The sequence below is a fragment of the Microbacterium sp. H1-D42 genome, from assembly GCF_022637555.1.
Classification (GTDB): domain Bacteria; phylum Actinomycetota; class Actinomycetes; order Actinomycetales; family Microbacteriaceae; genus Microbacterium.
This window is the reverse complement of record NZ_CP093342.1, coordinates 733626-753584: the sequence shown is the minus strand read 5'-3', so window position 1 is coordinate 753584 and position 19959 is coordinate 733626. Positions and strand designations below refer to the sequence as shown.

General features: G+C 68.4%; 23 protein-coding genes. 15 read left to right on the top strand and 8 right to left on the bottom strand.

From position 1 onward, the window contains the following. Positions 1-4 precede the first annotated feature (4 nt). Entirely contained in the window at positions 5-751 is a 747-nt protein-coding gene (locus tag MNR00_RS03450; RefSeq protein WP_241927782.1) for a GntR family transcriptional regulator, read from the top strand. A 9-nt stretch (positions 752-760) separates the two neighbouring features. Here the strand turns inward: MNR00_RS03450 and MNR00_RS03445 are convergent, their stop codons facing one another. The 3 genes from MNR00_RS03445 to MNR00_RS03435 form a co-directional block, all read right to left on the bottom strand. Beyond that, on the bottom strand, positions 761-2107 hold the full coding sequence (locus tag MNR00_RS03445) for an HNH endonuclease signature motif containing protein (protein WP_241927781.1): 1347 nt from the start codon (positions 2105-2107) through the stop codon (positions 761-763). 129 nt (positions 2108-2236) lie between these two features. After that, positions 2237-3100 (bottom strand): EamA family transporter, encoded by an 864-nt coding sequence (locus tag MNR00_RS03440; RefSeq protein ID WP_241927780.1) that lies wholly within the window; start codon positions 3098-3100, stop codon positions 2237-2239. A gap of 83 nt (positions 3101-3183) precedes the next feature. Beyond that, a complete protein-coding gene (locus MNR00_RS03435; RefSeq protein ID WP_241927779.1) occupies positions 3184-4014 on the bottom strand; it encodes a CPBP family intramembrane glutamic endopeptidase in 831 nt (276 codons plus the stop codon). Positions 4015-4176: 162 nt separating this feature from the next. Between MNR00_RS03435 and MNR00_RS03430 the strand changes: the two genes are divergently transcribed. The 4 genes from MNR00_RS03430 to MNR00_RS03415 all read left to right on the top strand — a co-directional run bounded on the left by MNR00_RS03430 (position 4177) and on the right by MNR00_RS03415 (position 8091). Continuing rightward, positions 4177-5478: a M18 family aminopeptidase gene (locus tag MNR00_RS03430; RefSeq protein ID WP_241927778.1), complete on the top strand. Its 1302-nt coding sequence runs from the start codon at positions 4177-4179 to the stop codon at positions 5476-5478. 223 nt (positions 5479-5701) lie between these two features. Continuing rightward, positions 5702-6049 carry a metalloregulator ArsR/SmtB family transcription factor gene (locus MNR00_RS03425; RefSeq protein ID WP_241927777.1) on the top strand — a complete coding sequence of 116 codons (348 nt, stop codon included), beginning with the start codon at positions 5702-5704 and terminating at the stop codon, positions 6047-6049. A gap of 51 nt (positions 6050-6100) precedes the next feature. Continuing rightward, positions 6101-7543 (top strand): cytosine permease, encoded by a 1443-nt coding sequence (locus MNR00_RS03420; RefSeq protein WP_241927776.1) that lies wholly within the window; start codon positions 6101-6103, stop codon positions 7541-7543. Further along, positions 7540-8091: a cysteine hydrolase gene (locus MNR00_RS03415; RefSeq protein ID WP_241927775.1), complete on the top strand. Its 552-nt coding sequence runs from the start codon at positions 7540-7542 to the stop codon at positions 8089-8091. The genes MNR00_RS03420 and MNR00_RS03415 overlap by 4 nt, the downstream gene beginning before the upstream one ends. Before the next feature lie 114 nt (positions 8092-8205). On the opposite strand, the gene MNR00_RS03410 is transcribed toward MNR00_RS03415, so the two are convergent. Continuing rightward, positions 8206-8913: an MBL fold metallo-hydrolase gene (locus MNR00_RS03410; protein WP_241927774.1), complete on the bottom strand. Its 708-nt coding sequence runs from the start codon at positions 8911-8913 to the stop codon at positions 8206-8208. Between the two features lie 91 nt (positions 8914-9004). Here MNR00_RS03410 and MNR00_RS03405 point away from each other — a divergent pair, with 91 nt between their 5' ends. From MNR00_RS03405 to MNR00_RS03385, 5 genes are read left to right on the top strand one after another with little or no spacing between them, the layout of a single operon-like run. Beyond that, on the top strand, positions 9005-9547 hold the full coding sequence (locus tag MNR00_RS03405; RefSeq protein WP_241927773.1) for a TetR/AcrR family transcriptional regulator: 543 nt from the start codon (positions 9005-9007) through the stop codon (positions 9545-9547). 30 nt (positions 9548-9577) lie between these two features. Next, positions 9578-10438 carry a tryptophan 2,3-dioxygenase family protein gene (locus MNR00_RS03400; protein ID WP_241927772.1) on the top strand — a complete coding sequence of 287 codons (861 nt, stop codon included), beginning with the start codon at positions 9578-9580 and terminating at the stop codon, positions 10436-10438. Further along, the gene (locus MNR00_RS03395; RefSeq protein WP_241927771.1) at positions 10435-11388 is read left to right on the top strand and encodes a hydrolase; all 954 of its coding nucleotides are present in this window, start codon (positions 10435-10437) and stop codon (positions 11386-11388) included. The genes MNR00_RS03400 and MNR00_RS03395 overlap by 4 nt, the downstream gene beginning before the upstream one ends. A gap of 4 nt (positions 11389-11392) precedes the next feature. Then, complete coding sequence (locus MNR00_RS03390) at positions 11393-12628, top strand: aminotransferase class V-fold PLP-dependent enzyme (RefSeq protein ID WP_241928752.1); 1236 nt, start codon at positions 11393-11395, stop codon at positions 12626-12628. Then, positions 12625-13440 carry a PaaX family transcriptional regulator C-terminal domain-containing protein gene (locus MNR00_RS03385; RefSeq protein ID WP_241927770.1) on the top strand — a complete coding sequence of 272 codons (816 nt, stop codon included), beginning with the start codon at positions 12625-12627 and terminating at the stop codon, positions 13438-13440. Before MNR00_RS03390 ends, MNR00_RS03385 begins: the two co-directional genes overlap by 4 nt. A 9-nt stretch (positions 13441-13449) precedes the next feature. Here MNR00_RS03385 and MNR00_RS03380 read toward each other — a convergent pair whose 3' ends face one another. Continuing rightward, positions 13450-13932 (bottom strand): FBP domain-containing protein, encoded by a 483-nt coding sequence (locus tag MNR00_RS03380; protein ID WP_241927769.1) that lies wholly within the window; start codon positions 13930-13932, stop codon positions 13450-13452. 250 nt (positions 13933-14182) lie between these two features. Between MNR00_RS03380 and MNR00_RS03375 the strand changes: the two genes are divergently transcribed. The 5 genes from MNR00_RS03375 (at position 14183) to MNR00_RS03355 (ending at position 17439) form a co-directional block, all read left to right on the top strand. Continuing rightward, positions 14183-14542, top strand: coding sequence for a hypothetical protein (locus tag MNR00_RS03375; RefSeq protein WP_241927768.1), 360 nt, complete (start codon positions 14183-14185; stop codon positions 14540-14542). Positions 14543-14653: 111 nt separating this feature from the next. Continuing rightward, positions 14654-15028 (top strand): hypothetical protein, encoded by a 375-nt coding sequence (locus MNR00_RS03370; RefSeq protein ID WP_241927767.1) that lies wholly within the window; start codon positions 14654-14656, stop codon positions 15026-15028. A 35-nt stretch (positions 15029-15063) separates the two neighbouring features. Beyond that, positions 15064-15501: a nitroreductase family deazaflavin-dependent oxidoreductase gene (locus MNR00_RS03365; protein ID WP_241927766.1), complete on the top strand. Its 438-nt coding sequence runs from the start codon at positions 15064-15066 to the stop codon at positions 15499-15501. A gap of 137 nt (positions 15502-15638) precedes the next feature. Beyond that, on the top strand, positions 15639-15992 hold the full coding sequence (locus MNR00_RS03360) for a hypothetical protein (RefSeq protein WP_241927765.1): 354 nt from the start codon (positions 15639-15641) through the stop codon (positions 15990-15992). Between the two features lie 55 nt (positions 15993-16047). Next, positions 16048-17439, top strand: a complete 1392-nt coding sequence (locus MNR00_RS03355; protein ID WP_241927764.1) for an MFS transporter — start codon at positions 16048-16050, stop codon at positions 17437-17439. Positions 17440-17468: 29 nt separating this feature from the next. Here MNR00_RS03355 and MNR00_RS03350 read toward each other — a convergent pair whose 3' ends face one another. Genes MNR00_RS03350 through MNR00_RS03340 form a run of 3 tightly spaced genes read right to left on the bottom strand, consistent with a single transcriptional unit; the run spans position 17469 to position 19953 of the window. Continuing rightward, positions 17469-18008 (bottom strand): YaeQ family protein, encoded by a 540-nt coding sequence (locus tag MNR00_RS03350; protein WP_241927763.1) that lies wholly within the window; start codon positions 18006-18008, stop codon positions 17469-17471. 11 nt (positions 18009-18019) lie between these two features. Next, complete coding sequence (locus tag MNR00_RS03345; protein WP_241927762.1) at positions 18020-19030, bottom strand: MBL fold metallo-hydrolase; 1011 nt, start codon at positions 19028-19030, stop codon at positions 18020-18022. Next, complete coding sequence (locus MNR00_RS03340; protein ID WP_241927761.1) at positions 19027-19953, bottom strand: helix-turn-helix domain-containing protein; 927 nt, start codon at positions 19951-19953, stop codon at positions 19027-19029. The genes MNR00_RS03345 and MNR00_RS03340 overlap by 4 nt, the downstream gene beginning before the upstream one ends. Positions 19954-19959 lie beyond the last annotated feature (6 nt).

The following is a 19959-nucleotide window of genomic DNA, read 5'->3' as shown; positions in this document are numbered from 1 at the left end:
CTATGTGACTGAAGCTGTCTACACCCGGATCGCGGAAGACCTGCGGGCGCGGATCACGACCGGGGATCTGCGCCCTGGCGATCGCGTCCCGACCGAGGCCGAGCTCGCCGAACGGTGGCGCACGTCGCGTGGCCCGATCCGCAACGCGCTCAGCACCCTGCGCGCCGAGGGGCTGATCGAGACGCACCGTGGCCGCCCGGCGAGGGTGGTGTCGAAGAAGGCCGATCAGGCAGTCGACATGTCGGTGCCGTTCACGCGCTGGGCGCACGACCTCGGGGTGACGCCGGGGGCGATCACCCAGGAACTGAGTCTGCGCAAGGCCGGTGCCGAGCGGGCGGCGGCGCTGGGCGTCGCCGAGGGGGACACGATCGTGAGCGTCGTGCGCCTGCGGCTTCTCGACGGGCGACCCACCATGCTGGAGCGGCTGTGCTACCGCGAGGACGTGGGCCGGCTGCTGCTGGATGTCGACACGGATGCCGTGTCGATCACCGAGTACCTCGGGTCGCGAGGGCATGGCATCGTGACCGTGCAGCACGAGATCGATGCGGTGGCGGCGGATGCTCAGGATGCCGCGCTGCTGCGCGTGGCACCCGGTTCGCCGATCCTGCGCCTGAGTCGCATCTCGCGCGACGCTGACGGCCGCGTCTTCGAGGCTTCGGAGGACCGCTACCTCAGCGAGGTCGTGCGCTTCACCGTCTCAGGCTCGGGCGTCTCGAACGACGGCCAGTACCTGCGCGCTGTCGGCGGGTGAGCTGCGCGGCTACGCGGCGATGTCGTATCTGGCTCTGCCACCAAGGCGGGGTGTCCGCAACGGATCGACGAACGGCGGCGGCACGAACCAGACCTGAGCGGACACACCGGCCCCCTCGATGTTGATCTCCCACCCGCTGTCGTGGATGCGATGGTGACAGTTGTCGCAGAGCAGCACGCCGTTGTCGAGATCGGTGGGCCCGGAATCTCGCATCCACCAGCGGATGTGATGCGCTTTCGCCATGCCGGGCGGCAGTCCGCACATGGCGCATCCGCCGTCACGCTCGCCGAGCGCGAGCCGCTGCGCGGGCGTGAACAGGCGCTTCTCGCGCCCCCAGTCCAGGATCTCGCTGTCTCCGCCGAGCACGCAGGGGATGACTGCGCCTGAGGCCGCCATCCTTCGCACCGCGCTGATGCTGATCGGCTCGTCGACGCCGTCGATCGTGCCGTACCCGCTGCCGTCCGTCAGGTCGTCCAGGTTGACGCGCACGACGACGGTGGCGCCATTCAGGGGAACTCGGTCGGTGCTGCATCCGACCGCGTGCTCGCAGAGCGCGGTCAGCGCATCCGCCTGCAGCATCGGCACAGTTCGCTGATCCGCATCCAGCCCATCGGGTGCGATAGCCCCCTTGCGAGCACCGAACACAGCTGACACGTGCCCTTGCACGGACGCCTTGATCGGGGCACCCGCCTCGACGGTCGTGACCAGGTTCAGGTGGAACATCCCGTCGCGTTCGAACATGGTCGCCGAGCGGCGACTCCGGCGCTCGTCTTCGCGCATCTCGATCCCGTCGGGGTCGAGGAATGCCTCCGCCCTGGCGAGCAGCTTGCGCACGTCGTCGAGCGAGAATCCCACCGCCTTCGCCGCCAGCAGCTCCTCCGCCTCGGCGATCCGGTCTGCGCCGACCTTCAGACGACTCCGGTCCAACAAGGCGATGATCAGGCCCGCGGCAGACGTGCTCATCTGACCCGCGCATACCGCCCGCCGCACGGCCGGGTACTTCGCGGGAACAGGTTCCCCCACCAGGTTGGTGCGCGGCGCGATCGCCTCGCCCACCTTCACCAGCCGGGCCGCATCACCCGCCGACGACCCCGTCGTCGACGCGATCAGCTGGGCCGTGTTGCGGAATCCGTGCTGCTTCGCCAGCGAGTCCGCCCCGAGCTCGGGACGCGATTCATGCGCTATCTCGGCGGCCACCTCGGCCTGCAGCGCATCCAATTGCCGCCGCATCAGCCCGATCGCCGCATTCGTGCTGACCAACCGGGGCCGCGGGAGACCCGCCGCGTCGCCGGCATCCGCCCACACCGCGTCGAGGCGATCCATCGCCTCATGCAGTGCAGACAGGTGATCTGACATGCCTTCAGCCTACGTCCGACCAGGCAGGCAAGTCAATGCTTTGTTCTATATTCTTCTCGCGCAGGCAACTATTGAATAGTACAGTTGTTCTATATCAGTATCCACCGACACCGTCGCGGACCACCGCCTTCAGAAGGCGAGCAGCACGACGCCCGCGACCACGACCACAGAGGCCGCGATGCGGAGCCCTGGCCGCGACTCCTTCAGCACGAACGCGCCGAACAGGCTGATCAGCACGACGCTGACCTCGCGCAGCGGCGCGATCAGCGCGACCGGGGCGATCGTGATCGCCTGAAGCACGAGGATGTACGACAGCGGCGACAGGATGCCGAAGGCGATGATCCGGCGCCACTCGCGACGCCCCAATTGCCAGACGGATGCCCAGCGCCGCCGCACGACGACGCTGTAGAAGGGCAACTGCAGCACCGTGGTGCCCACCATGAAGGCCACCGGCGAGAGGCTCCATTCACGCACCGAGTGGGCGTCCCATATCGTGTAGGTCGCGATCATCACGCCGGTGAGCAGTCCGAACAGCACCGCGGGGTCGACGCCGCGGCGCACTCCTGAGGAGTCGCGGTCGACGAGTCCGATGCCGATGACTCCGAGCAGCACCAGCGCCACACCGCCCAGCGCAACCGCAGAGGGTCGCTCACCCAGCAGCACCATGGCGATGATGACCGACCGGAACGGCCCACTCCCCCGCGCGGTGGCGTAGACGGTCGAGAGGTCCCCGACCTGATATCCGCGCTGCAGCACCGCCATGTAGAGCACGTGCAGCACGGCCGATACGCCCACGCCGAGCAGGAATCCGCGAAGGTCGTCGGTGCCGAGCCCGCCGGTGAACGGGATCGCGCCCGCCCAGATCACGGCACTCGCCAGAGCGCCCCACCACAGGAACGGCACGCCCGCGCGGCTTACGTTGTGCGCGATGACGTTCCACGCGGCGTGCGCGACGGCGGCGGCAAGCGCCAGGGCGATGGCGAGACCGGACACCCGACGACCTTAGCGCGGGGGCGACGAGCGCCGAGACAGCTCGGTGACGGCGCGAGGCGCGTTGGCGTCTTCGCGGGCGCGGGTCAGAATCTCGCCTCGCCGGGAGTGCTGATCACATCGGCTGCCGGGGTCACCTTGCCGCGAATGAAGATCAGCAGGATGAGTCCGACAATGATCACAGCCGGATTGCCGAGCCCTCCAAGCGTGGCCCCCAGCCCCGTGGTCGGGTAGCTCGTCGCCAGGAAGATCGAGGGATCCGTCGACGCGTGCAGCAGAATCGGCCAGACCAGACTGCCGGTGACGCGCAAGGTGAGGTACATCAGGATGCCGAATCCGAAGGTGTACACCAGTTGGAACAGCGTCGCGAGCAGCGACTGACCGGTGAGCAGGTTCCCGGCGTGCAGCACTGCGAAAAGCGCAGCCGAGACGGTGGCGACGGCGATCTCCCGGTAACCGTGCTTGCGCATGAGGTTCACCACGACGCCGCGCGTCAGCGTCTCCTCGGCGAAGCCGATGCACAGCCCGGCGACGAGCCATGCGATGACGGCACTGGCACCGGCCGTGCCGTAGTCGACAGTTGCGAAATGCACGATGTTGAACACCAGCACGGTCGCGACGCCGATCCACATCCACCCACGGCCACGGATCGGCTGCGGACCGAACAGCTCGCGGAACCAGCCGAGCGACCACGCGAACAGCACGAGCACCAGACCGCCGAACGCGATCGGGATGACCGTGAAGATCCACACCTTTGCGGCGTCATCCAGCCCCGCGGAATCCGGGAAGAGCGGCGCGAACAGCAGCGGGACGTACTGGTAGACGACGAAGTACGCGGCGACGGCGATCGCCGACCGCCACCACCCGCCCTTCTCCCAGAAGCGCTGCCAGGCGTTCGTGCTCTTGATGTCTGACATTTCTCTCGCCCCTCCGTGTGTGGCTCATGAAACGACCGAGCCGATCCGACATTAGCGCTCGCGAACAGACCTCGGGTGCATACCCAGAGCGCGGCGGCCCATTCCACTGATCACCCCTGCGCTCATGCTCGTCGGCGCAAGGTGCGGGATAGCATCGAAGGCATGCCTGACACGTCTTCTGCCGCACCCTCTCCTGCCGCGCTGGCGCACGCCGCCGACCTCGCCGACTTCGTCGCCGCCTCGCCGTCGAGCTATCACGCGGCCGAAGAGGTCGCGCGGCGGCTGGTGGATGCTGGGTTCACCCGCCTCGACGAAGCCGACGCCTGGCCGACGCAGCCGGGCGGCCGATTCGTCATCGTGCGCGACGGCGCGGCGATCGGCTGGGCCGTGCCTTCAGATGCCACTGCCATCACTCCCGCGAACGTTCTCGGCGCCCACACCGACTCCCCCGGCTTCAAGCTGAAGCCCAAGCCGACGACCGGCTCGCACGGCTGGCTGCAGGCCGCCGTCGAGGTCTACGGCGGGCCGCTGCTGAACTCCTGGCTCGACCGCGAGCTGCGTCTCGCCGGGCGGCTTGCTCTGGCCGACGGCCGCGTCGTGCTCGCCGCCACCGGACCGCTGCTGCGCCTGCCGCAGCTCGCGATCCACCTCGACCGGGGCGTGAACGACGGGCTCGCGCTCGACAAGCAGACCGGCACGCAGCCGGTGTGGGGCCTCGGCTCAGCCGAGTCGGCGGACATCCTCGCCGAACTGGCGGCGACGGCGAACGTCGATGCCGCCGAGATCCGCGGCTTCGACGCGGTCGTGGCGGATGCTGCCCGCGGAGCGGTCTTCGGAAAGGACGACGCGTTCTTCGCCTCGGGTCGCCTCGACGACCTGGCATCGGTGCACGCCGGCGTGGTCGCGCTGATCGAAGCGGCGCCCTCGGCGTCCGGAGTCATCCCGATGCTCGCCGCATTCGACCACGAAGAACTCGGCTCGGCCTCGCGCTCTGGGGCCGCTGGCCCGATCCTGGAAGACATCCTGGAGCGGATCTACGGCTCGCTCGGCGCGGATGCTGAAGACCTGCGCCGCGCATATGCAACCTCCTGGTGCCTGTCGAGCGACGTCGGCCACTCGGTGCACCCGAACTTCGCTGGACGCCACGACCCCGTCGTGCAGCCCCTGCTGGGCTCGGGCCCGATCCTGAAGATCAACGCCAACCAGCGCTATGCGACCGATGCCCTTGGTGCTGCCGCCTGGGCGGACTGGTGCGAGTCGGCGGGTGTCGCCTCGCAGGAGTTCGTCTCGAACAATGCGGTGCCCTGCGGCTCGACCATCGGGCCGATCACGGCGACGCGCCTTGGCATCCGGACGGTCGATGTCGGCATCCCGATCCTGTCGATGCATTCGGCGCGCGAACTCGCCGGCGTCAGCGACCTGCACGATCTGTCGCGCGTCGCGCGCGCATTCTTCGCCGGCTGAGATCCGCCGCACCCGGCGGGGCCGTCGATCATCTGATCGGCGGCCCCGCTTCGGTGTGCGTCAGCAGCATCCGGTCGGGCACGTGCCGTCAGGCATCGGCTCGCAGCCGGCTTCGCAGCAGTCGTCCATTTCGCACTCCTTTCATCGATACTCATCGATATTCGGACGTTGCGATCGTCGCGTAGATATTGACGTCTGTCAATATCTTGCGCACAATCGAGGTATGCCGACTCTCGAGCTCATCCCGCTGCGCGACCTGCAATCCTGCTGTGCACCGCTGACTCGCGCGCCGATCAGCCAGGAGAACGCCGTCTCGCTCGCCGCCTCGCTGAAGGCGCTGGCCGATCCGGCGCGCCTGCGCATCCTCTCGATGATCTCGGCCCATGCCGACCGCGAAGCGTGCGTGTGCGATCTGACGGAGCCGCTCGGCCTCAGTCAGCCGACCGTCTCGCATCACCTGCGCATCCTCGTGCAGTCCGGATTCCTCGAGCGCGAGAAGCGCGGCACCTGGGCGTTCTTCCGCATCGCGGACGGCGCGATCGACACCGTCACCGAACTGCTCGGGCGCTGAGCCGCCGCGGATATCCTCGCGGCCTGGCGGAGTCGGTGCCAGGATGAGGGCATGAGCGACAACACCCCCGCGCTGATCGAGCGCGTCGGCATCGAGATCATCCCTGAATCCGACCGCACCGCCAAGCCACGCGACCTGTTCTGGCCCTGGTTCGCCGCCAACGTCTCGGTGTTCGGCATGAGCTACGGCTCGTTCGTGCTGGGGTTCGGCATCTCGTTCTGGCAGGCGACGCTCGTCTCGATCATCGGCATCGTCGTGTCGTTCTTCCTGTGCGGCCTGATCGCGATCGCCGGCAAACGCGGCTCCGCACCGACGATGGTGCTCTCGCGCGCCGCCTTCGGCGTGCATGGGCAGAAGGTGCCAGGCATCGTCTCGTGGCTGACCTCGATCGGCTGGGAGACGTTCCTGGCGATCATGGCGGTGCTCGCCACCGCGACGGTCATCACCCAGCTCGGCGGTGACGGCGACAGCGTGGCGCTGAAGATCATCGCGACGATCGTGGTCGCAGCCCTCATCGTGGCGGCCTCCGTGCTCGGGTACCACACCATCATGAAGATGCAGTCGGTGCTCACCTGGATCACCGGCGCCGTCACGATCCTGTACATCATCCTCGCCAGCAGCCACATCGACATGGCCGCTGTGATGGCCATCCCGAACGGCAGCACGGGCGCGGTGATCGGTGCGCTGGTGATGGTGATGACCGGCTTCGGCCTCGGTTGGATCAACATCGCCGCCGACTGGTCGCGATACCAGAAGCGCACGGCGTCCGACGGTGCGATCGTGTTCTGGAACACCTTCGGCGGTGCAATCGCCCCGGTGATCCTGGTCATCTTCGGTGTGCTGTTGGCCGGGTCTGATCCGAAGCTGATGGATGCTGTCGGCGCCGACCCGATCGGAGCCCTGGCCACCATCCTGCCGATCTGGGTGCTCGTGCCGTTCCTTCTGACCGCGGTGCTCGCGCTGGTCTCGGGCGCGGTACTCGGCATCTACTCGTCCGGTCTCACGCTGATCAGCCTCGGCATTCGCATCCCCCGACCGAGCGCCGCGGCCATCGACGGCGTCATCCTCACGCTCGGCACGATCTACGTCGTGTTCTTCGCCGCCGACTTCCTCGGCCCGTTCCAGTCCTTCCTCATCACCCTCGGCGTGCCGCTGGCATCGTGGGCCGGCATCCTCATCGCCGACATCCTGCGTCGCCGCAAGGACTACGACGAGGATGCCCTGTTCGACGCGAACGGCCGCTACGGCGCCTGGGACTGGACGTCGGTGCTCACGATGGTCGCCACCAGCGTGATCGGCTGGGGCCTCGTCGTGAACCTGTTCGCCGAGGAGGCCGCCTGGAACAACTGGCAGGGCTACCTGCTGTTCCTCATCGGCGGCAAGGACGGCGAGTGGGCATTCGCCAACGTGGGCGTCTTCGTCGCCCTGGTGCTGTCGTTCGTGGTGACCTGGTTCGCCCGTGCGGGCAAGATCAGGCGGCAGGAGCAGGCGTGACGCAGTCCTCGTGGCTGGTCATCATCGATCCGCAGAACATCTTCGCTTCGCCGGACTCCGAATGGGGGTCGCCGTTCTTCGAGGGTGCGATGGCCAACATCCGGCTGCTCGCCGATAGCTTCGGCGAGAACGTGCTGGTGACGCGGTGGATGCCGACGGCTGACCGTTCGACCTCGTGGGGCGAGTACTTCGACGCGTGGCCGTTCGCCGACAAGCCGGCATCCGATCCGCTCTACGACCTCGTTCCCGCGGCGCGCGGCGTGTCTCAGCATCCGACGCTCGACCTGCCCACTTTCGGCAAGTGGGGTGCCGAGATCGAACAGGTTGTCGGTCGCGGCGCGCACGTCGTGCTCGCCGGCGTCTCGACGGACTGCTGCGTGCTGTCGACGGCGCTGGCTGGTGCGGATGCCGGCGCACGCCTCACGATCGCGACCGACGCCTGCGCGGGCTCGACCGCCGAGAACCACGCGGCGGCCCTGCACGTGATGGGCCTCTATCCCCCGCAGATCGCGCTGGCGACGACGGCGGAGATCCTCACCGCACGCTGACTGATCGCCGAGTGCACCGTATGCTGCCGAGTGCACGACTCGTTCACGCCAAGATCCCGTGCACTCGGCGAGATCCCGTGCTCTCGACCGAAAGAGAGTGGGAGCGGGAGCGGGTCAGGCGGCGCGCACCGAAGCCGCGATGTCGGTGGGTGAGCCGTGCCAGGGGGCGCCGTGGCCTGGGAGCACCCAGGTTGCCGGCAGCGATGCGAGGCGGTCGAGAGAGGCCAGCGCCTCGGCGGGTTCATCCGTGAACGGTGCGGGCTGGGCGCCTTCGCGGCCGGTGAGAACGTGGCGGGTGGTCAGCGCGTCTCCGACGAAGACCGCATCCACGGCCGGGATGTGCACGGCGATGCTGCCGGGCGAGTGCCCCGGCATGCCGATCACGACCGGCGCGCCCGGCAGGTCGAGCACATCGCCGTCAGCGACTTCGACGACCTCCTGCACGTATCGGGTGCGCAGCGCGTTCTTGCGCAGCCCATAGGCGAAGAACCCCAGCGTCGCCCGGATGCGCGCCGGCCCCATCGGCGTCTTCGGCTTCTCACCGGTGCGCGCCCGATGGGCATCGGCCGCGTGGATGTAGACGGGAACACCCGCCTCGACGCGCAGTCGCTCCGCGAAGCCGATGTGGTCGGAGTCGCCGTGCGTGAGAACGAGCCCGCGGACGTCGGCCAGTGGGCGGCCGATCACCTCCAGCTCCCGCTGCAGATCGTTCCAATGCCCCGGCAGGCCGGCGTCGATGAGCGTGATGCCGCCTGGAAGGTCGACGAGATACGACGCGACGATGTCGTTACCGAGTCTGTGCAGGTGCGGGGCGAGCTTCATGACATTCCTCCGGGGGCTGGTGGCGCTGACTCTTGCGATGGCTACGATACGTAGCTATCGTGGGTGATGTCAACAGTCTTTGGAGGTTCGGATGCCGACACCGCAGCGCACATCGTTCGCGGCGATCATCGCCGCAGGTCGCGAGATCCTCGAAGCCCGTGGCCCCGCGGGGCTGACGATGCAGGCCGTCGCGGAGCGGGTGGGAGTGCGCGCACCCTCGCTGTACAAGCACGTGCGAGACCGTGACGCGCTGCTGTCGGCCGTCGCGGAATCCATCATCGACGAGCTCGGCACACTGCTGGCCACCGCCGACGATGACCTCGCCGCACTCGCCAGGGCCTATCGCGCCCACGCACACGCGCAGCCAGAGGGATTTCGGCTGATGTTCACCGCATCCGCCCCGATCGCCGCGCTGGAGCGGGCCGCGGCCCCTGTCGTCAGCGCGGCACGCGCCCGCGTGGGCGACGAGCATGCGCTCGATGCCGCGCGTCTGTTCACCGCGTGGGCAACCGGGTTCCTGCAGATGGAACTGGCCGGCGCCTTCCGGCTCGGCGGTGATGTCGACGCCGCCTTCTCGTATGGGCTCGATCACCTGCTCCACGGCCTCAGACATCGTGAGATTTCACCCCTGTGACGGCCGCCACGAAAGTGATATGTTTTCGGGATGGCCGACAATGAGCGCTCCCTGGAAGAAGGCATCGTCACCGATCTGAAGGATCGGATGACCTATGGCTCGTACCTCGATCTCGACCGGCTGCTCACGGCGCAGCATCCGGTATCGAAACCAGAGCACCACGACGAGATGCTGTTCATCATCCAGCACCAGACGACCGAGCTGTGGCTCAAGCTCGTGCAGCACGAACTCGGCACCGCCCGCGACCGGCTCGCGGGCGACGACCTGCGCGCGGCGCTCAAGCACATCGCGCGCGTCAAACACATCCAAGAGGTGCTCACCCAGCAGTGGTCCGTGCTGGCCACGCTCACTCCCACCGAGTACGCCGAGTTCCGCGGCGACCTCGGCAGCTCCTCCGGATTCCAGTCGGTGCAGTACCGCTGCGTCGAGTTCGCGCTCGGCAACAAGAACGAGCGGATGCTGGGCCTGTTCCGCGACCACCCGGCGAACCTCGCCATGCTCACGGCGGAGTGGGAGCGGCCGACGCTCTACGACGAGTTCCTGCGCTTCGTCGCCCGCCGTGGCCTGCCAGTGCCGCGTGAGGTCCTGGAGCGCGACGTGCGTCAGCCGTACCGCGAGAACGCCGAGCTGGTCGATGCGATCCGCGAGATCTACGAGAACCCGCGCGAGCACTGGGACCTGTACGAGGCGTGCGAGGAGTTCGTCGACGTCGAGGACAACTTCCAGTTCTGGCGCTTCCGCCACCTGCGCACCGTCGCCCGCACCATCGGCCACAAGGTCGGCACTGGTGGATCGAGCGGCGTCGGCTTCCTGCAGAAGGCGCTCGATCTCACCTTCTTCCCCGAGCTGTACAGCGTGCGCACCGAGATCGGAAAGCCGAGCGCTGGATGAAGGCGGTCCGGTTCTTCGATGGCGCGACGGTCCGTGAGGGGACGCTGACGTCGGATACCCACGGCTGGCGTCTCAGTGACGACGAAGCCCCCGCGGGCACTGCCCGCCTGCCCGGCCTGATCACCGGTCTGTTCACCGACCACCACGTGCACCTGCAGCTGATCGACCCTGCGGGGCTTTTGGGGTCGCGCCTTGGCACTGTCGTCGATCTTGGCGCCGAGATCGGATGGATCAGCGACCTCTCGGATGACCTGGCCGAACGCGACACGCTGACCGTCCGCTACGCCGGACCGTTCCTGACTGCCGTCGGCGGCTACCCGTCCGACCGGGACTGGGCGCCGACCGGCTCCGTGCACCAGATCATCGATGCCGACGACGCGGCCGCGATCGTCGCGGACCTGGCCGCCGAAGGTGTCTCCTTCTTGAAGATCGTCGGCAACAGCGACGCCGGACCGGTGCTGAGGGACGATCTGCTGCGCACCCTCGCGCACCTCGCCGCCGAGCACCGCATTCCGCTGGTCGCACATGCCGAGGGGCCTGGCCAGGCCCAGCGCGTCGTGCGCCTCGGCGCCACCCGTCTCGCGCACTCGCCCTTCTCGGAGCGGCTGACCGACGACGAGATCGGCGAGCAGGCGGCATCCGCCTCGTGGATCTCGACGATGGCGATCCACGACGGCGAAGCCCTGGCGATCGTCACCGACAACGTGCGGCGGTTCTTCGCCGCCGGCGGCGAGGTCGTCTACGGCAGCGACATGGGCAACGGCCCCACACCGGTCGATCTGCGCGAGGCCGAGATCGACGCGCTGCGCGCCGCCGGCATCGACGGACTCGACCTGCTCAGCACCCTCGACCCCGCCGACCCGCTCGTCCCTGGCACTCCCCTGCTGCTTCTTCCCGACGCCGACCCGAACCGGGCGCGCCGACTCACCACCACCGATCTGGAGCCCTGAGATGATGACCGATGCCGAGACCCGCGACGCCGCCCTGCTCGCCGAGGCCCGCACGCTCGATGCCGCCGACCCTCTGGCGCACCACCTCACCGCATTCGCCGACGCCCCCGGCGTGACCGCATACCTCGACGGCAACTCGCTCGGCCGCCCACTGCGCGATATGCCCGAGAAGGCCGCGGCGTTCATCCGCGACGACTGGGGCACGCGGCTGATCCGCTCGTGGGACGAGCAGTGGATGGAGCTGCCGATGCAGCTCGGCGACCGCATCGCCCGCGCCACGCTGGGCGCCGCAGCAGGGCAGACTGTCGTCGCCGATTCGACGAGCGTCATGCTGTACAAGCTCATGCGGGCGGCAGTCGCCGCTCGCCCAGGCCGCGATGAGATCGTCATCGAATCGGGCAACTTCCCCACCGACCGGTTCATCGCCGCCGGCGTCGCGAACGAGACCGGCGCGACCCTACGCTGGGTGCAGCCAGACCCGGTCACGGGCGTGAGTGCGGCGGATGTGGCATCCATCGTCTCCGAGCGCACCGCGCTCGTCGTTCTCAGCCACGTCGACTACCGCTCGGGCGCACTGGCCGACATGCCGCAGATCACGAAGGTGGTGAAGGATGCCGGGGCACTGATGCTCTGGGATCTCTGCCATTCCGTGGGCGTCGTGCCGATGCAGCTCGACGAGTGGGGCGTCGACATGGCCGTCGGATGCACGTACAAGTACCTGAACGGCGGACCAGGCTCGCCGGCCTTCGGCTATATGCGCGCCGAGCACCAGGGCGCCCTCACCCAGCCGATCCACGGCTGGTGGGGCGCCGCCGACATCTTCGCGATGGGTCCGGAGTACGCACCGGTCGGCAGCATCCGACAGCTTCTCAGCGGCACCCCGCCGGTGCTGTCGATGCTCGCCATGCAGGGCATGCTCGATCTCATCGAGGCCGAGGGCATCGGCGCCGTGCGGGCGAAGTCGATCACGCTGACCGACTTCGCGGTGCGCGCCTACGACGCTCTGCTCGTACCGCTCGGCGTGCGTCTGCTTTCCACCCGCGATGCCTCGCACCGCGGCGGACACGTCACGATCGGGCACGACTCGTTCCAGCAGGTCACGCAGGATCTGTGGGCGGACGGCGTGATCCCCGACTTCCGCTTCCCCGATGGCATCCGACTCGGCCTGTCGCCGCTGAGCACCTCGCATGAGGAGACCCTTCGGGGCGTGCTCGCGGTGCGCGACGCCCTGCTGACATGACCGCACTTTCACCTGCGGGATCTGTGCTCGATGACATCGAGGCGCGACCGGGCAGCGCCACCTCGCTGCTGCGCACGGTGATCGGGCTGTACCTGCGTCCGCTCGGCGGCGAGATCTCATCGGCGGCGCTGGTTCGACTGGGCGGTGAGCTCGGCATCCCCGCCCCGCAGGCGCGCACCGCGATCGCCCGCATCAAGCAGAAAGGTCTGCTGCTGCCGACGGCGACGCGCGGCTACGCGCTCAACCCGGCGGCGATGTCGATGCTCGAGCGCGGTGACCGGCGCATCTTCCAGGTGCGCACGATGGCGCGGGGCGACGAGTGGATGCTGATATCAGCCACCATCCCCGAGACCAGGCGAGACGTGCGCCACCAATTGCGCCGGCGTCTGCTGTTCCTGGGGGCCGGCTCCATCGCCCCTGGACTGTGGATCGTGCCTGGCCACCTGGCCGACGAGGTCGAAGAGCTGCTCGTCGAGGTCGCTGCGCGCGAGTTCGCCACCCTGTTCCGCACGTCCGACCCTGTACCGCCGCGCCCGCTGGCCGAAGCCGTGGCCGACTGGTGGGACCTGACGGCGCTGCGCGCCGAGCACGACCGCTTCCTGGCATCCACCGACGCACTCGATCAGTCGCAGCCCTTCGACGCCTACGTGCGCCTGATCGACAGCTGGCGAGTGCTGCCCTACGTCGATCCCGGGCTCGCACCCGAGCTGCTGCCGGCTGATTGGCCCGGGGCACGCAGCGTGGCCGTGTTCCAGGATCTGTCGAAGCAGCTGTCAGCGCCCGCGCTCGCCCACGCGCGCTCCACGACCTGAGTCCGGCGGTCAGCCCACCTCGTGCAGGAACGCCGCGACGTGCTCGCGCAGTCGCAGCATCCGCATGTCTCGAGCGAGTTCTCTGTCGTAGCCCTCGTAGGCGAGCGGAGGCAGCCGGCGCACGTTGTCGGAGCAGCCGAAGTTCTCGCAGATCAGGGTGCCGATGCTGTCGCCGTTGCGTCCAGCGGGTCCGGCCTTGCGTGCCGAGAAGAACTGCACGTCGTTGCGGAGCGTCACGTCGTCGCACCACGAGCACTGCGCCCTGGCCGCCGTGCGCTGATCGGTGCGCTGCAGCACCACGCCGACCGGCTTGTCGTCGACGATGGCGATGACGTAGGCGCGCTTGGGCAGCTTCGGGTCGAACCAGCCGAGGAAGTCGAGCCGGTCGAAGTCGATCTCGTCGAACCCTGCGGGCAGGTTCAGGACCGAGACCTCCTTGCGGGAGGCGTTGATGAAGGACGCGCGGATGGCGCGCTCGTCAAGAGGGAGCATGAGGTGCTTTCGGTACGGCCGCCGAGTCAGGCGGCGAAGAAGAGGAGAAGGAAGGCCCGATCGGATGCCGGGTGCGACGAATGCCCGGTGACGGGGTCCGCCACCGGCTGATCGTCAGCCTCTGCCGTCGGCGCGAGATGCGCCGACGATCACCTTCTCCTGCTCCGAATGCATCCGACGAGCGTACACCCGGCGCGACGTCCGCGGCTCTCAGGTGCCGCATCGCCGCGCCAGTCAGACTGAGAACATCATGGACACCTCCGCGCCCACTGACCGCACCACACCCGCCGGCAGCACCACGCCCGCGACGAGCGAATCGCGCACGCGGGCCCGCAATGGCTGGAATGGAGCACTGCCTCCAGTGCCGATGCGCAAGCGGGTCTGGTCGGTCGTGATCGGCGTGCTCATCGCTGCGGGGTGGATGGGGTTCTCGTCGTTCGCCCTTCCGTTCGCGGGACCGCAGAGCACCGTGCAGCTGATGGCGTGGCCGCTGGGAATCCTGGCCTTCGCGATGCTGGTGCTGCTGCTGATCCGCCAGGCTCGCGGCATCGCCGTTGGCATCGGCATCGGACTCGCGGTGACCGGCGCCATCCTGCTGCTGACCTTGTGACTGCTGCTGACCTTGACTGAGGCGGCTGTGTTTCGCCGCATTTCGGCGCAGATCGACCGCAGCGCGAACCGGACGTAGCCTCGGAGAATCCGATTCCTGAGGAGGACTCCCGTGAACACGCCACTGACTCGCCTTTCGCCCCTCGAGGTGCGTGAGCGTGCGGCGTGCATGTGCGAGTTCGGCGACGTCTGCTCCTCATATGCCCCTGGCCACGCGCTGCACCTGATCCAGGCGCGGATGGCATCGGCGACGCCGCTCGGGTGGGTGGATGCCATCGTGGATGCTGTTGATGCAGCATCCGGCGTCCTGCAGCTGCGCACTCTCGACGGCGACCTGCACGTCATCTGGAACGCGGGCGGCGCGGCGCTGGAAGCTGCCGCCGGCACGCCCGTCGCGCTGCACGACGCCTACGGTGTGCTGGCGATCGGCGGCGCGCAGTACAACGTCGTGCAGTACAACGTCGTGCAGTACAACGTCGCACGCTGAGAGCCCACGGCTGACAGTCGGGTTAGGCTCGAACCATGCCATTGCACGGAGAGTATCTTCCCAGCACATCGGAGTGGGCACGCACGCAGGCCGAGACGTTCGAGGCGTCGCGCGGCGCTGAGGCGAACGAAATGCAGGGCAAGCCCGTCATCGTCCTGACCACGGTGGGCGCCAAGACCGGCGGCCTGCGCAAGACCGCGCTGATGCGCGTGGAGCACGACGGCGAGTACGCGGTCGTCGCGTCGCGCGGCGGCGCGCCGGAGCATCCCGCCTGGTACTGGAACATGAAGAAGAACGCGCATGTCGAGTTGCAGGACGGCGAAGAGGTCGCCGACTACGTCGCGCGCGAGCTCGACGGCGACGAGCGCTCGCAGTGGTGGGCGCGCGCGAACGCGGTGTGGCCGCACTACGAGGAGTACCAGCAGAAGACCGAACGTGTGATCCCGGTCTTCGTGCTGGAGCCGATCAGCTGACCGGCGGCATCAAGGTCCTGGTGCCGCGTCAGGACGCCATCTTCATCATCGATTCGCGCACGGCCATGCAGGCGTCCATGCAGGCCTTGCACGCCTGAGCGCACATCCGGCAGACCTCGTCGTGCTCGGCGTGCGGCATGCACTCGTCCATGCACATCTGGCACATCGCGATGCACGCGTCGAGCATGGCCATCATCGAGGCCGGGGTCATCCCCTGCATTCGCATCATCGAGCGCATCATCGTGTTGCACATGTCTGCGCAGTTCATGCAGGCGACGCTGCAGTCCATCATCTGCGTCGAGCAGACCGTGCACGCCTGTTCGCACGCCGAACAGGCATCCATACAGGCCTGCCAGACCTGCATGTCCATCATCTCCGTGCCTGGCATCTTCATCTCAGATGCCATGGCATCCATCATCATCGCGTCCACCGCGCACCGCCTCCGTCTTCGGCTCGCACCGACTCAGAGCGGGGCAGGTCGTCCCGCCTGACGCCAGGCTACGCCCGTGCGGCCCCCGCGTCGATGGCCGGGAGTAGTCTCAGGCTGTGCCTTCGTTCGCGCCGCTGCAGCGACTGGTCGTCACGATCGCGATCATCGCCTCGTTCGTCACGTTCCTGGACGGAACCGTGGTCACCGTCGCCCTGCCCGCGATCAGCGCGGATCTCGGCGGCGGCATCACGACGCAGCAGTGGGCGGTGGATGCCTATCTCATCACCCTCAGCGCGCTGATCCTGCTCGCGGGCTCGCTCTCGGATGCGTACGGCCGGGTGCTCATCATGCGGATCGGCCTGATTGCCTTCGGCATCTCGTCGGTCGCGGTGGCCGCGGCGCTCGACCCGCTGACCCTCATCATCTCGCGCGCCGCACAGGGGGCGGCGGGAGCGCTGCTGGTGCCGAGCTCGCTTGCCCTCATCACCGCGACCATGCGCGGAGAGCTGCAATCAAGTGCCATCGGCATCTGGACCGCCTTCACGACCGGTGCGATGGTCGTCGGCCCGCTGATGGGAGGGCTGTTCGTCGACTTCCTGTCCTGGCGCTTCGTCTTCCTGATCAACGTCATACCGATCGCGGTGACCTTGGTGCTGCTCGGCCGGCTGCATCTGCCCGAGCATCCCCGCGGCGGCCGGGTGGACTGGCTCAGCGGAGCACTGTGCGCGGTGGGCCTCGGCGCCGTCGTCTTCGCACTGATCGAACAGCCCGATCTGGGGTGGGGATCACCGGCCATCTGGATCCCCGCGGTCGGCGGTGTGGTCCTGTTCGCGCTGTTCCTGCTGCGCCAGCGCACCGAGGCCGCGCCGATGATGCCGCTCTCGCTGTTCCGCGTGCGCAATTTCGGCTGGGGCAACCTGGCGACGCTGTTCGTCTACGCGGCGCTGTCACTGAACGGGTTCGTCGTCAGCGTGTACCTGCAGCAGGGCGCCGGCCTCAGCGCGACCGCGGCAGGGCTCGCGAGCCTGCCGATCACCATCCTGATGATCCTGCTCAGCTCGCGCGTCGGAGGGCTGGCGGGACGGCTCGGGCCGCGCCTGTTCATGACGGTCGGTCCGCTGCTGATGGCCGTCGGGGCCATGCTGCTGCTCACGGTCGACGAGGACTTCAGCTACTGGTGGCAGGTGCTGCCGGCGATGATCGTGCTCGGCCTCGGACTCTCGCTCACCGTCGCCCCACTGACCTCGGCGATCCTGGGCGCGATCGACGCCGACCACTCCGGCATCGCCTCGGCGGTGAACAACGCGATCTCGCGCGTGGCCGGCCTGATCGTGGTGGCGATGCTCTCGACGATCGTCGGCGGCATGCTCGACCTCGACGGCTTCCACAGCGCCGCCGTGGTCACCGCCGCGCTGTTCGCGACTGGCGGCGTCGTGTCGTGGATCGGCATTCGCCGCAATCCCGTCGAGACCGCCGAATCGGATGCCACGGTCGCCGCGACCCCGTGAGCCCGAACGACCACCAGTTCTGGCTCCGACTACTGGATTGGGAAGTCGTGCACGGCTGAGCTCAGGGGCGTGCCGTTCAGCTCGAGGTACAGCTGCCCCTCGGTGCGCGAGAGCGTCATGGTGTTGCGGCGCGCGAGCGCTGCCGCGGCGTCATCGAGGAAACCAGGATCGAAGCTGTGCAGCACGATGGCATCCGCGTCGTGAATGGTCTTGCCCGCCCACTGCGCGAGCACCTTCGTGGGCTCGCGGTAGGTGTAGATCGTGGTGCGGTCGGCGAGCTTGCTGCCGTAGTGCAGGCGGGTGGCGTCCGGCGCTCCCACCTCGATCCATGCGGTCACGCGACCGGTGAGATCGCGCACGAGCACGGCCGGCTCGTCGGTGGCGGCGACGCCCTCGGTGAAGGCGATGCCCTCCTCGAATTCGAGGCAGTAGGCCAGCAGACGGGTGAGCATGTAGGCGTCGGTCTCGGACGGGTGCCGTGCGAGCCGCAGCGTGAGCTCGTCGTAGACCCCGCGATCGACGTCGGCCAGCTGCACATCGAACGTGTGGATCATCGCGCCTATTGCCATAACGTTCGAGCTTACGCGTGGGTGTGCCGCGCGATGCCGTCCGACGCCACGAACTCGCGGTACATCGACGTCTGCACGAGCCCTGAGTACAGCATCCATCCCGAGCTCACGCGCGCCCACCCGCCCTTCCAGGTGAGCCGCGATGCGACATCCCAGGTGCTCGCCCCCGGGTCTTCGCGCAGCACCTTCTCGACCTCCTGCGCGCGCTGCAGCGCGTGCGCGGCAGCATCCGACCGCCGCTCGCGAAGCCCGCGGAACCGGTAACCGTGACCGGGGACGACCTCGAAATCGTCGAAAGGCGCCAGCCGTCGCAGCGACCGCAGGTAGTCGTCGGGCGCGTTCGTGCCCAGATCCGCGCCGAGACCGACGCCGGGGAACACCATCGGCAGCACGTGGTCTCCGGTGAGGATCAGCTCGTGTTCGGCGTCGACGAGGCAGATGTGCCCTGGGGTGTGCCCCGGCGTGTGCAGCACCCTCCACTCGAGCCCTTCGACGGGCAGCAGGTCGCCGTCGTCGACGAGAAGATCGGCGTGCGCCAGCGCACCGCCGGCGAGCTCGGCCGCATGCATCCGCTCCACCAGCACCGAGGTCATCGACTCTGCGACGCCCCATTCCCGCATCCGCTCGCTCAGTCCCAGCGTGCCGGTGGCGCCGACGTCGATCGACTGCTGTTCGCGCCGATGCATCACGACCTGTGCGCCGCTGCGCTGCCGCAGGCTCTCGGCCGAGCCGATGTGATCGGGATGCGCGTGCGTGACGATGATGTTCTGCACGTCCTCGATGCGGGCTCCCCGCGTCTGCAGGAAGGCGTCGAGCAGATCCGCCGAACCCGGCGCCTCCCACCCTGGGTCGACGACGCTGACAGCACCACTCGGCGCGATGCAGACCGCGGCGAGGTTGTAGGCCAGACGCGCACCCGGCATCGGCATGGGCACCGACCACAGCCCATCGCGAATGCTCTCGGGCTGCGGCATCTCACCAGAGGTCGCAGCCCGATGCTGCGCCTCGCTGAGTGGGATCACGCCGACCCTCGCAAGTCGAAGTGCACCGACTTGCGCGTCAGCTGCCCTCCGCATTCCGAGCACAGCAGCACGGGCTGCAGGCGGTTGCCGCAGGCGACGTGGCTGATGGTGAGTTCATCGGCGGCATCGCCGCCGTACCAGCGCTGCGCCCAGTCGACCAGCACCGCGTAGACAGGGAAGAACGCCATGCCCTTCGACGTCAGTCGGTACTCCCCCGCCTCGTCAGGCTCGTGCAGCACGCCCTCGGCGACGAATCGGCGCAGCCGGTCCGAGAGGATCGACTGCGCGATGCCCAGCTCAGCCTTGAACGCGTTGAACCGGCGGATGCCGAGGAAGGCAGCCGCGAGGATCGCCGTGCTCCACCGATCACCGAGGATCGCCATGGTCTCGGGGTAGTACGACATCGGGTCGATCGGGCCGCTCGGCTCCTGCGCACGGCGATGCAGCCGCGGCACGCTGATCCGCGCGAACTCGGCCTGCGCTCCGCGCTCGGCTCTCGTGTCACGGGCGGTGATGCCGGCGGTGCCGCACACCCCGCAGCCGAGCACCGGGTTCAGCGCACCGCCGCACACGTCATGCATCAGCACCGGGGCATCCTCCACCGCGGCCAGCGCGGTCTGCTCCCAGCCCCAGATCGCCAGCAGCAGGTTCCACAGCTCCAGAGCGCGGGGGGTCATCCGGTATTCGTCGCGACTGCGGCCGTTGTCGTCGTACGGCACCCGCTCGAACAGGCCGGCGGCGACCATCTCTTTCAGCCGGGCGGCGAGCGTCGACTCGCTGAGTCCCAGCTGGTCACGCCAGTCGCCGAAGCGTCGGGTGTGCAGGACGAAGGCGCGCTGCAGGATCAGCAGGTTCCAGCGATCACCCAGCGCCAGAAGCGCCGTCCCGATCGCGCTCCCCTGGGAGCCCTCGTCTGCGGCCACCTCGTC